The following is a 12,413-nucleotide window of genomic DNA, read 5'->3' as shown; positions in this document are numbered from 1 at the left end:
CCGCCCATGTTCGGCTCGGACTGGCCGGTCTGCCTGCATGCCGGCACCTGCGAGGACCCGGATGGCGACGGTCAGCCCGAGCCGCTGCCGCAGTTCCTCGGCCAACGCGGCGGTCGGCTTGCTGCCGAGGAGCACGTCGAGTCGGTCGAAGACGCGGACATACTGTCCCTCGAGCCGGCCCAGCAGGACCTCGAACAGTTCCTTGAACCGGGCGAAGTATTCCCGGAAGTCGCGGTCGAGGCGTTGGATCCTCAGACCCCAACCAGAGGCGACCTGGTTCGAATCTTCATCGTGCGTTGATTCATCCGTTGGCGGGCGAGTCCGATGGTTGGTCTCGGTGGGGGTATCTGGTGGGTTCAGGATTCTCGGTTGAGTCGGTGTCGGGCGAGTAGTCCGAGGATTGCGGCGATGGTTCCTGTGCTGAGTGCGGTGATGGCGTGGGTGGCGTGGTGGGCGATGAGGAGTGCGGCGCCGCCGGTCCAGAAGATGGCGACGGTGGTGAGGGAGGTGATGAGGGAGGTGAGGGTGGCTCGTCGGAGGTGGGGTGCGATTTCTCGGCGGGTTTGTTCGATGGCGGCGCGTCGGGCGGTTTCGAGGTAGTCGGCGGCGGTGAGGTCGCTGTTGAGGAAGCGGTGTCCGTCGTCGGAGAGGAGGGGTACGTGCCGGACCGTCGCGGGGGTGTGGGGATGGTGGGGTGGCATGGCATTCGGCCTTTCGGCTTCTCGGCGGGTGGTGGCCCGTTGTCGCTGGTTGTTTATGGCGTGGGGATGTTGGTGACCGCTCCGGCGGTTTCCTGGTGGGCGAGCCCGGCGGCGAGGACGGCGGCGAGGAGGACCATGTGGCCTTTGTCGACGTCGGTGAGGGAGTGGGGTAGGTCGGAGTCCAGGGTGAGGAGGCTGTAGCTGGTCTCGCCGGCGCGTACGGGTACTGCGATGAAGGGGCGGTAGCTGCGTCCTTTGGTGTCGTTGAAGTGGGGTGGTGGGGTTTCGTGGAGGTCATCGACGACCAGGACTTCTTCGCTGAGTGTGAGTCGGATGACTTCGTTGTCGTGGGCGCTCGCGCCGTTGGTGAAGTGCCGGCGTGGTGCGGTGTTGGTTTGACGTCCGACGTACACGATGCGTTCGAGGCGGTCGTGGTTGTAGGTGTAGTAGACGCAGCGGAGGTTGGCGCGGGGTTGGTTGTGTCGTCCGCACTGGGAGTGGCCGATATCGACGACTCGGGTGGTCAGGACATCGACCGCGGCTCGTAGTTCCTGCTCGGTCTTGGCGGTGGTGACCTTGCCGAGTGCGTTCAGCAGGGGAGCGCCTGCGCGGTTGAGGCCGGAGGCGAGTTGTGCCCGTGCTCGGGCGGCGGCCTCGCCGGCGGCGCTGGCCTGCCGTTCCTTGAACACACCGAAGATGGCCGTCCCTGCCGTCGCGGCGATAGCTCCCAGGCCCCAGTAGACGCGGATGGGGCCGTGGTTGAGTGACGCGAGGAAGGTGGAGATGACCGCTGACGCGGGAAAGAAGACCGGAAATCCGTATCGCATGGTGCGGCGTGTCCAGAGGCGGACGCGGTTCGGGGTGTGGTGCTTCGGCACTGTGCTCCCTATCGGAGGTGAGGATGGTCGGGGTCGGCCCTGATCGGCCGGGGTGCGGGCGCCCGGAAATGGGGCGGAGGATCGGCAGGATCCAGACGGGGTCGCGACCGTCAGCGTCTGTGTAACGCGGCTCGCTGGTCCGAGCGGCGCGTTCGAGGAGTTTTTGTACGGTGCCCCCTGTCGTGCCTCGTTTGACCGGTCCGGGTGGGCCGGGCGAGGTCCCTGTCACGAGTCGGGGCAGGCCGATGAGGGGCATCACCATCGGTGAGGTGGTTGGGCCATCCTCGGTGCGGTTGGTGCCGTCGTTCGGGCACGATCCGCAGAGCATGTGGACCGTCGGCCTTCGTGCTGCCGTGGCGGTCGGTGTCTCCACCTCTATATTTCGGGGGCAGCGCCGATTGTCACTGGCCCTCGATCGCGATGTCCCGAAACGTGAGATGCTCGCGGATCGGCGACATACCGAAACTCCTCGCAGCTGGCAGCAGTGTGGTGTTCAAGCAGCTCACGGCCATGGGTGCCCGAGGCGGAACCCGCAGTTTTCATCGGCGAATGACGGTGCAGAAAATTTTCCGGGTGCGGGTGGATAGGCCCGTCGGGCTGCGGGTGACGGATGTCGGGCTCGTTGACGTCGGGCATCGACGACACCCGGCTGAGGTGTCCTGAATGATCCCCGGCGACCCCTGGCTGGGTCTAACGGCTGTTCGTACGTCCCTGCGACGACGGAGGTGGGCGCGGACAGGGGCAGTGTTCGGGCACCGTTCGGGTGAACTCATGAACCCTGGTCAATTGGGCGTGACGTTCCCGGGGTGCGCAACGTCTGCTTGATCGCGGCTGGCTTGACTATCTGGTAGGCGGGCAGCCGTCGCTCTCGGTCCTCAGTCCGAGATGATGCGTGTACGCCATCCGGCGCATTATCGCGAACGCCACCTCGAAGAGCACCACCCGGGCGACGACCGTGGCGGCGCCCCCGGTGCCGAGCTGCCGCTCGATCTCGCGGACCGCCAGCCGCTCCGCAGCGTCCACATACGGTGCGAAGACGTCTTCGATGCAGGGCACGCCGAGGCCCTCCAGTGCCGTCAAGACCCGTACGAGACTCTCGCGTTCGGGAGCGTCGGCGCGTACGTTCCACCCCACGCCGTCGAGGAAGCTGCCCACCCGGCTGGCAGGTGGGTCGTGGCACCCCGGGTCGGAGGAGGGCATCGCATGCTCGGGCAGCAGGGCCCGGTTGACCACCTGGGCGAGCCGCTGGGGTGAAAGGCAGTTGTTGTCGATGGCAGCGAGCACCTCACGAACCGAGGCCAGGCTCATCATGCCGATTCCGGTCAGCAACCGGATCAGCCGCAGTCGGCTGACGTGGGTTTCGTCGTACTCTGCCTGATTGCGAGCGGTCGGCGCCCCTGGCGGCAGTAGTTGTTCGCGCAAATAGAATTTTATTGTCGGAACTGACACTCCGCTGCGTCTACTGAGATTCGAGATTTTCATCGAACCACCGTCGGTGTCGGAGGGGAGGCATGACCCATGCTGCCATAGAAGATCGATGGGTGGCAAGATGGGTCAGTATCTAGGATCTTGCGGTATTCGAGGCTTCGTGAATCGTTCAAACCTACGTCAAGACGCTCCCCATGTGTCGCTGTTGCACGGTGCGTGCAGATCACATACAGTACCGTGAGTGACTGCCCCGACCCGAGGTCCGCGGTTTGTGTGCGCTCGGTGAGCGAAATGGATAGTGGAGATCGCCGGTAGCTTCCCGCGAAATAGTTGCTCGGTGCCGACCTGTCTCGTCTGTTGGTGAATGCGCAGCTCAGAGCGCTCTTCATGCTCTCGCGGCCGGCATCGTCAGGTCGCCGTGCATCGGTGAAACAGGTCGGGTGTCGTGCCTTGGCGTCGCGGTCCCGGCGGCGATAGCTGTCACCGCATCGCACGATGCGGGGCTGGCCGGTGCATTCTGTGGAATCCGAATTGGTTTCGGGTGAATCCTGGGACGATCTTTCCGAAAGCATGACCGGCGGTCCGAAAATGCAAGGCGAGGCGTCCTGGTCAGGTCCGTGGAAATGGCCGTCGAGCGAATTGCGACGCTAATGCGCGACAATCTCGACGAACAGTTCAGCATCGATGACAGGGCCACGTATCGCGGTCCGGCGAAGTTCCATTCTTCCGGGATCCCTCAGCACCACCGGTACCCCACCTCGACGGTTCCCTGTCGGCCCTGCGGCTCCGGCAGGCCAGGCAACCGCTGGTCCCGACCTCGATTGACCTCCGACACCAGCCTCCGTGTCGGCCACCCGGCGTCGGCACCTTCGCCGACCGGTGGTGGTGGACCGGCGCGATCTCATTCTCGCCGGCCTGTTTCGGGGGCGCATTCCCGAAGGGAGCCCAGTCGCCCGCGCCGTACTCAAGGAACCGGCCCGTACCGGTGGGAGAAAGTGCCGGCGGGAGTCTGGTATCCGGCGGTGCATTCCGTCCCGGCCGCCACGCACGGTCCGCACTTCGCCACGGAGCACGCCCAACAGGTAGCGGTGGCCACCGAGGGACCCAACGTCGTACGCCCGCACGTCGTGATCGGGGCGTCGACGCCCTCGAACGTGCCGCCGTGGCGCGGGTTCGGCGCGTCGACCCGCCGTACCCGAAGACCCAGGCGCCCACCGCGTCCGGACCTTCCGCCGGGCACCGCGAGCGTCACCTATCGTGCCCGGTGGACCGTCATCGGTAGCCCGCCGCGCACCCGCAGCGACAGCATCGGCTCGGCGGTCACCTTGTAGTTCGGATCCTTCTCCATCCGCAGGTCACGGGCGAGCATGGCGATCACGAAGGTCGCCTCCATCATGCCGAGGTGATTGCCGACGCAGAACCGGGGCCCGGCCCCGAACGGGATGTACGCGTAGCGGGGACGGTCGCTCGGCCGCGCCGGGTCGAAACGTTCCGGATCGAAACGGTGCGGGTCCTGCCAGAGCCGGGGGTGGCGGTGCAGGGTGTACGGGCTGATCAGCACGTCCGCGCCCGCCGGTACTTGGTAGCCGCCGACCTCGTCGGCGGCGATTGCCTTGCGCGGCAGCAGCCACACCGGTGGATACAACCGCATCACCTCCTCCACCACCATGGCGGTGTACCGCAGCCGGTGCAGGTCCTCGTAGACCGGAAGGCGGTCGCCCAGCACCGCGAGCGCCTCCTCGTGCAGCCGTTGACGTACCTGCGGATGTTGGTCGATGAGATAGAGGCTCCAGCTCAGCGTGCTCGCCGTGGTCTCGTGTCCGGCCAGCAGCAGCGTGACCAACTCGTCGCGTAACCGCTCGCGGCCCACCCGGGGATCGGTCTCCTGGCCGGCCGAGATGATCAGCCGGGACAGCACGTCGTCGCGGTCGACAGTGCTGTGCCGGCGGGCCACCAGTTGGTCCACCACGACCTGCAACTCCCGGCGGGCGCGCCGGAACCTCAACTGGCGGGGCAGCGGAACCCAGGTCGGCACGGCGCTCAGTGTTTCCAGCTCGAACATCGCCTGGTCCTGTACGGCGCCGAAGGAGGCACCGATGTCCCCGTACGCGCCGAGGTCGGCGTCGAGCAGGGTGTGGCCGAGCACCCCCAGGGTCAGACCCGTCATCTCCTGCACCACGTCCACCGGAGGGCCGCCCTCGTGCGCCCGGAGCCGGGCGACGAGCAGCGCCGCCTCCCGGGCCACCGCCTCGGCCTGCGCGGCGATGCGCTTGCTCTGGAAGGTGGGCTGGATGACCTTGCGTTGCTTGCGCCAGAGTTCCCCCTCGCTGGTGAGCAGCCCATCGCCCAGGGCACGCCGGGCGTGCACGAGACCGATGCCCTTGTGGTAGTTCGAAGCGTTGTCGGCCAGCACGTGCTTGGCGTGGTCGGGATGGTTGAAGTAGTAGAGCGTCTTGGGCCCCACCGGCAACCGGGCCGCGTCGCCGTAGGTCCGCGCGGCCGACGTCATCATGCCGAGCCGGTCGCGGTTCATGACCGCGAGCATCCGCAGCGCCGCTGAGCGAGGTGGCCCTGGTGGCACCCGTCGATGGTTCTGCACCGTGGTCATGTGGTGACCTCACTCCGTTCGGGTTCGAGTTGACGGAACCGGCCCCGCAGGAACAGCAGTGCCTCGTCCTCGCTGGCCCGCTGCATGGACACCAGATGGGCCAGGAAGATGCTGTGGTCCCCGCCGTCGTAGGCGCACCGCACCTCGCACTCGAAGTGCGCGAGCGCGTCGGTGAGCAGGGGCGCGCCGGTCACCGGACCGGGTAGCCAGTCGATCGCGTCGAACTGCTCCGCGCCCAGCGGTCGGTGCCGGTCGGCGAAGTACCGGGCGATCGGCGCCTGGCGCGAGCCGAGCACCGAGACCGCGAAGCGCCCGGCGTCGGTGAGCACGCTGTGCATCACCGCGGCCCGGTCGACACAGACCAGCACCAGCGGTGGATCGAGCGAGACGGTGGTGAAGGAGTTGGCGGTCATGCCGTGCGGGGTATCGCCACCGACGGTCACGACCGTGACGCCGGTGGCGAACGTTCCGTAGGCCCGCCGAAGCGCTTTGGTGTCGGCCAGTTCGCCGTACGGCGCGGCGTGGACGCTCACAGGACCTCCTCTGCGGACTGCCGCTCAGCCGCGTGTCGCGGTGAGCAGATACGGCTCCAGCGCGCGAGCCAGCGGCTCCGGGACCCGCGCCGGCAGAGTGCGGGTGTTCGGGCCGCGCATACAGGCGACCCGCTGCGCGCCCCGGGCGACGAGCGTCTCGCCGCCGCCCGGGTCGAGCCGGACGTAGTCGAATCCGAACTGGACCTGCGTCTGTGCCAGCTCCACCAGTCGCATCCGGATCGAGAGTTCGTCGAACGCGGTGATCTCGGCGAAGAACTCGCAGTCGACCTTCAACGTGAACAGCTTCAGGTCGTCCTGCAGGTCGGCCAGCACCTCCGGGGCGCGATGCTTGAGGAACATCTCCCGGCAGCGCCCCTGCCAACGCAGGTAGTTCACGTAGTACACGTTCCCGACGATGTTCGTTTCCTCGAAACCCACGGTGTGCAGGTACTCGTAGTACTTCTCCACGGTGCTAGTTCCGCCCTTCGGTGAGTACGGCGAAGACCACCGGATCCGGTCCCTCCCGCAACGTCGTCACGAACGTGGCGACCCGCAGCTCGCCGAAGGCGAACACGACCCACCCCGCCCGCTCGGCTGGCAGCAGGGTCAGCGGACCGCGCGGGGAGTGGCCCGCCTTCTGGAGACACTCGATCGCCGTCCACACCCGGGTGCCCGCGCTGTCCGGGCTCTCCCCGGGGATCTGCGCGACCAGCCCCGCGAGGACGCGGTGCGGGCCGAGCAACTCCTGCCACGCCTCCTCGGCGCGGGAGCTGACCAGGTCCACGTCACAGCCGAGGGCACCGGTGCCGGTGACGCTCAACGTGATCCCGACGCTGTGCGAACTCGAGACGCTGCCGCCGCCGACCAGCTCCGGCCGGCCGTCCGAGCGGTAGACGATCTCGGCGGGCCGGCCGAGTGACCGGCTTGCGGCCAGTGCGGTCCGGGCCCGGCGCCGCGCCACGTACTCGCCCTCGTGCTCGGGCGACTCGTCCGGCTCCACCGTCACCGCGACGTCGGCGCCGAGCAGGTCACCGAGCGCCCGCTCCAGGTACGGGCCGAGCAGCGGTGCGACCCACGGGCCGCTGCCGTCGCTCTTGCGTACCGCGCGCAGCCGCAGGCCCTCCCAGCGTTCGAGCATCACACCGGCGCCGTCGCGCAGCGCGATGTCGTACACGTAGGTGTCGCCGTCACGGGACCGCTCGGTGGCGCAGTAGCGCAGGCCGTCGGCGTCGAACATCGCCGGGCCGGCCGGGTGGACGCGTTCGATGCCCTGCGGCAGCAGGGTCGCGTCGGGTACGCACACTTGGTTGCCGTGCATCATCGCGTCCCGTACGCCCGGGTCGCCCAGCAGCAGGTCACCGGGGAGGAACGCGGCGAACCAGTCCGCACCGGGGTCGGCAGCCACCTCGGCGTCGATGTGCCGGGCCGCGGCCCGGTGGTACGTGCGGAGCCGTTGGAAGCGTCCGCCCTGGAAGAGCACCGGGCCGTAGAGGTCGGTGGCCGGGTCCAACGGTACGGCCGGCAGGCCGGCGGCGATCTGGTCCGGCGGTCCGGCCGGCGTGGCGGCGGCGTCCAGGCGCAGCCGGGCGCGGAAGTGGTCGGCGGCGAAGCCGGTCTCCGCGCTGTGGATGGCGACCTCGACGGTGTCGACGTCGGTCACCACGCAGGCGATCCGGATCGTGGTGGTACCCGCCGGTGGCACCACGATCGGGCGCAGGAACTCCGCCTGCTCGATCACCGGGGCGCCGACCCGGCCGGTGGTCGCGACCGCCACCTGGGCCATCGCCTCCATGCCGAAGACCGCCGGGAAGAGCAGGTTGCCGTCGAGCAGGTGGTCGGACAGGTACAGGTCGGTGCCGGCGCTCAGCTCCACCTCGCTCACCAGTTCGACCCCGTCGTACCGGACGAGCGGGCGTCCCATGAATCGCAACAGCGGCAGCTCCGGCAGGTGGTACCGGACCGTGTCGATGCCCTCGGTGCGACCGCTGATCACGCTGATCGTGGGCGCGTCCGGGTCGTTGACCAGCCGACGCAGGATGGCGATGCCCTGATCCGGGGTGATCGGGGTGACGCCGTCGCGGGTCAGCGACTCCACGACCGACAGCCGCTCGCCCATCCCGACGCCGGACCAGACCGACCATTCCAGGCACAGGCTGCGGCAGCGCGGATGATCCCGGGCCACCTGCATCGTCAGATCGGCCAACCACTCGTTGGCGGTGGCGTAGTGCGCCTCGCCCCGCAGGCCGGCCCGGCCGATGATGCTGCCGAGCGTCACCAGGAGCTTGAGCCGGTCCGGCTGTACGGCGGCCAGCACCGCGCGCAGACCGGCCAGCTTCGGGGCGAAGGTCGCCTCGAACCGCGCCATGTCCAGGCTGGTCAGGCTGGCCGGCTCGTTGCGTCCCGCGCCGTGCAGCAGCGCGGTGACCGGACCGAGCTGGTCCACCAGCGTGCTGACCGCCGTGCTGACCGCCTGCGGGTCGGTGACGTCGGCTTGGGCGTAGCGGACGGTGATCCCCAGATCGGTCATCCGGGCCAGGTTCGCGGCCAGTTCCGCGTCGCTCGCCGGGTCGGACCGGCCCAGCAGGGCCAGGCTCGCGCCGCTGTCCGTGGCGAGCGCCAAGGCGCACTCGGCCGTGATGCCCTTGCCGCCGCCGGTCACCAGCAGCACATCCGTGCTGTCCAGCGGCGCCTCGGTCCGTTTCGACCGCAGCGGCAGCACCCGTAGGGTCGGCACCCGCCGTACGCCGTCCGCGTCGTAGTAGACCTCGGCGTACTGCGACGTCGCGGCCACCTCGTCGACCACCCAGTCGACGGCCTGCGACACCGGCGGGACGTGCGCGATGGTGGTCCGGACGTGTGGCGCCTCCAGCCGCAACGTCTTGGCCAGGCCGGCCGCGCCCCGGTCGTGTTGCACCAGCACGAACCGATCGCCGGCCGTACCGGCCAGCGCGGCCTGCGCACCGTCGAGCGCCAGGCCGAGTTGTTCCTCGGTGCAGCCGACCGGTAGGCAGACCAGCACCCCGGCGCCGACGTTGGCCTGGTCGAGCCGTTGGCGTAGCTGCTCGGCGATCGGGTTGCCGGCGTCGGCGAAGACCCGCCACGGGCCGTTCTCCTCGATCGCGGGCCGCCCGGGTCGGGGCATCTCGTCGAGGTCGAGCGACCAGGGCCGGGCCCAGGGGCCGGCTCCGGCGACCACCGGTGCCGGTGCGGCGTCGGCGCCGAGGCTGGTCTGCGCCACCTCGGTCAGCGCGTCGGCCAGCTCCCGTACGGTGGCGGTCGCGAAGTTGGTCGGGGTCTGCGCGGCGGAGATGCCGAGCTGGCCGGCGACCTCGTTGACGACCTGACCGACGGTGATCGAGCTCAGATGCAGGTCGTCGAGGAGCCGGCTCTCCTCGCGGACCAGCTCCAGCGGCAGTTCGGCCCGTTCGGAGGCGAGCCGGCGTAGCAGGTCCAGGCTCGACTGCCCGGGGTCGACCGGCGCGGTGGCGTCGGTGCCCGCCGGTTCGGCCTGCGTGGCGGTACGGCTGGCGCGGATGTCCACCTGCGGCGCCGACTCGCAGGGGCTGGCGAAGAACTTGAACTCGGTGCCGACCTGCAACGGGCGCACTAGGCGGCCGTGGAACAGCGCGGCGTCGACCGGCGCGGCGTTCATCACGAACGCGGCCCCGGCCACCCGGAGCACCCCGACCAGCGACTCGTCGTCGGTGTCCAGCGCGACCGCCGGTACGTCGGTCGACCCGGTGGCCAGACCGCTGAGCACCCGCCCCGGCCCGACCTCGACGAACAGGTCGACCTCCTTGGCCGCGACGGCCACCGCCTGGCTGAACAGCACCGGGTCGGTGATCTGCCGGTGCAGCAGGGCCGGGATGTCGGTGCTGGCGGGCAGTTGCTCGCCGGTGACCGTGGAGACGATCCGGCGATCGACCGGACCGAACCGCTTGCCGGCCAGGGCCGCGCCGAACGCGCCGGCCGCCGGGGCGACCAGTGGGGAGTGGAAGGCGTGCGACACCGACAGCCGGACGGCGCTCAGGCCGTTGTCACGGGCCCGGACGCAGATCTCCTCGACCGCCTCGACGGTGCCGGCGACCACGGTCTGCTGCGGTCCGTTGAACCCGCCGATCACCACCGGCAGGTCGGCCATCAGGCGATCCACCGTCTCCGGGGCGGCGCTGATGCTGGCCATCGTGCCGGACGCACTGTGCCGGCTCATGGTGGCGCCGCGGATCGCGGCCACCTCGAGTAGCATCTCCTCGTCCAGAGCGCCCGCCCAGTGCAGCGCGGTGATCTCGCCGAGGCTGTGCCCGACCGCGATGGTGGCCTCCAGGCCCAGCGTCGACAGCACCCGCAGGCCGGCGAGCGAGCCGGTGACGATGCGCGGCTGGGCGACCTCGGTGGCGATGGTGTCACCGCCCGTCGGTAGGGCGGCCCGCAGGTAGGTCTCGTCGGCTTCGGTGAAACGTCGCCGCATCGCTCCGCCGCTGGTGCCGCGACCCGAGCCCTGACCGGGGAAGAGGTAGCCGATCCGGCCGGGACCGCTGGCGTGGCCGAGGAAGGCACGCCCGTCCGCGTCGAACGACATCGTCTCACCGGCGTCGACCTTCTCGACCAGCCCGCGCAGCCGGCGTTCCGCGTCCTCGGGCGAGGAGACCACCACCGCCGCCCGGTACGGTAGCTCGCGCAGCTCCCGATGCAGCGTCACGGCCAGGTCACTGAGCTGGGCGTACGCGATCGTCGGAACGAACTCGACCAGGCGGGTGAGCCGTTCACCCAGTTCGGCGGCCGAGCCGGCGTCCACCACCAGGAGTTCGACGTCCTGTAGCGACGAGGCAAGTGCCCGCATGCGGGTGTCGAACCGGGTCCGGCGCCGTGGACCGTCGTTCTCCAGCACGATGTGGGTGTTGATGCCGCCGAACCCCATGGCGGTGACACCGGCGCGTACCGGTATGTCGGTGGGGAAGGGCTCCGCCTTGCGCAGCACCCTCAGCTGTGCGTCGGGACCGGTGAGCAGCTCGTGCGGGTCGGTACAGCCGATGGTCGGCGGCAGTACGTGGTGGTGCACCGCCATCGTCGCCTTGATCAGGCCGGCCACGCCGGCCGCGGCCTTGGTGTGGCCGATCATGCCCTTGACCGAGCTGATCGCCGCCGGGACCGGCGCTTGGCCGCCCGCGCTGCGGGCCAGCGACAGCGCGCCCAGCTCGTTGGCGTCCCCGACGGCGGTGCCGGTGCCGTGCCCCTCGAACATCGCGACCGTCTCGACGCCGAACCCGGCCCGCTCGTAGGCCCGGCGCAGCGCGAGCTGGTACCCGCTCATCTCGGGCCGGGTGATGCTGCCCTTGCCGTCCGAGGAGATGCCCCAGCCGGCGATCGTGGTGTAGATGCGGTGTCCGGCGCGGCGCGCCTCGTCCTCGCGCATCAGCACCACCATGCCGCAGCCCTCGCCGGGCCAGAAGCCGTTGGAGCCCTTGTCGTAGACCTTCATCTCCCTGCGCGCCAGCGCACCGGTCTTGGCGAACCCGATGATCTCGAACGGGTCGATGGAGAGGTCCACCCCGCCGGCCACCACGACATCCAGCTCACCGTCGACCAGGCCCTTGCACGCGGTGGCCACCGACAGCAGTGACGACGAGCAGGCGCCGTCGACGGTGTAGCCGCCGCCCTTGAGGTCGAAGTGGTTGCAGATCCGGCCGGCGATGGTGTTCGACAGACCACCGGCCAGGGTGTCCTCGTCGATCTCCGGGAACGGACTCTTGAAGGTGGCTTCGAAGTCGTCGAGGAAGGTGCCGAGCTGGTCGTCGTCCCACTCCTGCTCCTTGAGCGCGGCCGCGACCATCCGGCGTACGAACGGCCACCGTAGACGTAGCTGGTTCGCCCGGGAGAACTCGCCGGTCAGGCTGTTGCCGACGATGACACCGGTCCGCTCGCGGGGCAGGCCCTCGGCCATCGGGAAGCCGGCGTCGGCGAGGGCCATCGCGGCCACGTCCAGTGCCAGCCAGTGGGTAAGGTCGGTGGAGCGGTACGTGCTGCCCGCGACCTTGTAGGCGATCCGGTTGAACTCGTACCCCTCGATGACCGCCGCGGTGCGGGCGTAGAAGCGGTCCGGCGTCGACGGATCGGGGTCGTAGTAGTCCTCCAGCCGCATCCGGACGTCGGGCAGCCGGCGGAAGGCGCGGCGTCCGGCCACCGCGTTCTCCCACAGCTCTCTCGGCGAGGTGGCGTCCGGGTAGCGGCACGCCATCCCTACAATCGCGATTCTGGTCATCCGTGT

At 69.5% G+C, this 12,413-nt stretch carries 8 protein-coding genes; 1 reads left to right on the top strand and 7 read right to left on the bottom strand.

Features of this window, described 5'->3' with window-relative positions:
• Positions 1-6: 6 nt before the first annotated feature.
• Positions 7-300: a hypothetical protein gene (locus BDK92_RS40160; RefSeq protein ID WP_246016845.1), complete on the top strand. Its 294-nt coding sequence runs from the start codon at positions 7-9 to the stop codon at positions 298-300.
• A 56-nt stretch (positions 301-356) separates the two neighbouring features.
• Here the strand turns inward: BDK92_RS40160 and BDK92_RS05820 are convergent, their stop codons facing one another.
• The 7 genes from BDK92_RS05820 to BDK92_RS05790 all read right to left on the bottom strand — a co-directional run bounded on the left by BDK92_RS05820 (position 357) and on the right by BDK92_RS05790 (position 12,407).
• Positions 357-701, bottom strand: a complete 345-nt coding sequence (locus BDK92_RS05820) for a hypothetical protein (protein ID WP_121155303.1) — start codon at positions 699-701, stop codon at positions 357-359.
• A gap of 53 nt (positions 702-754) precedes the next feature.
• Positions 755-1,528: a hypothetical protein gene (locus BDK92_RS05815; protein WP_147456923.1), complete on the bottom strand. Its 774-nt coding sequence runs from the start codon at positions 1,526-1,528 to the stop codon at positions 755-757.
• Between the two features lie 891 nt (positions 1,529-2,419).
• Entirely contained in the window at positions 2,420-3,061 is a 642-nt protein-coding gene (locus BDK92_RS05810) for a MerR family transcriptional regulator (protein ID WP_121155299.1), read from the bottom strand.
• 1,198 nt (positions 3,062-4,259) lie between these two features.
• Positions 4,260-5,615, bottom strand: coding sequence for a cytochrome P450 (locus BDK92_RS05805; RefSeq protein ID WP_121155297.1), 1,356 nt, complete (start codon positions 5,613-5,615; stop codon positions 4,260-4,262).
• Complete coding sequence (locus tag BDK92_RS05800) at positions 5,612-6,148, bottom strand: flavin reductase family protein (RefSeq protein WP_121155294.1); 537 nt, start codon at positions 6,146-6,148, stop codon at positions 5,612-5,614. The genes BDK92_RS05805 and BDK92_RS05800 overlap by 4 nt, the downstream gene beginning before the upstream one ends.
• A 24-nt stretch (positions 6,149-6,172) precedes the next feature.
• On the bottom strand, positions 6,173-6,616 hold the full coding sequence (locus BDK92_RS05795) for an acyl-CoA thioesterase (RefSeq protein WP_121155292.1): 444 nt from the start codon (positions 6,614-6,616) through the stop codon (positions 6,173-6,175).
• A gap of 4 nt (positions 6,617-6,620) precedes the next feature.
• Positions 6,621-12,407 carry a type I polyketide synthase gene (locus BDK92_RS05790; protein WP_121155290.1) on the bottom strand — a complete coding sequence of 1,929 codons (5,787 nt, stop codon included), beginning with the start codon at positions 12,405-12,407 and terminating at the stop codon, positions 6,621-6,623.
• Positions 12,408-12,413 lie beyond the last annotated feature (6 nt).

Origin of the sequence: Micromonospora pisi, from assembly GCF_003633685.1 — a bacterium.
In the GTDB taxonomy this organism is placed as follows: Bacteria; Actinomycetota; Actinomycetes; order Mycobacteriales; family Micromonosporaceae; genus Micromonospora_G; species Micromonospora_G pisi.
The sequence above is the reverse complement of the archived record's forward strand: the minus strand, read 5'-3'. Positions and strand labels throughout refer to the sequence as shown.

Excerpts from the sequence above, each read along its gene's own strand:
- BDK92_RS40160 (WP_246016845.1), top strand. The coding sequence starts at position 7 with ATGTTCGGCTCGGACTGGCCGGTCTGCCTGCATGCCGGCACCTGCGAG.
- BDK92_RS05820 (WP_121155303.1), bottom strand. The coding sequence starts at position 701 with ATGCCACCCCACCATCCCCACACCCCCGCGACGGTCCGGCACGTACCC.
- BDK92_RS05815 (WP_147456923.1), bottom strand. The coding sequence starts at position 1,528 with ATGCGATACGGATTTCCGGTCTTCTTTCCCGCGTCAGCGGTCATCTCC.
- BDK92_RS05810 (WP_121155299.1), bottom strand. The coding sequence starts at position 3,061 with ATGAAAATCTCGAATCTCAGTAGACGCAGCGGAGTGTCAGTTCCGACA.
- BDK92_RS05805 (WP_121155297.1), bottom strand. The coding sequence starts at position 5,615 with ATGACCACGGTGCAGAACCATCGACGGGTGCCACCAGGGCCACCTCGC.
- BDK92_RS05790 (WP_121155290.1), bottom strand. The coding sequence starts at position 12,407 with ATGACCAGAATCGCGATTGTAGGGATGGCGTGCCGCTACCCGGACGCC.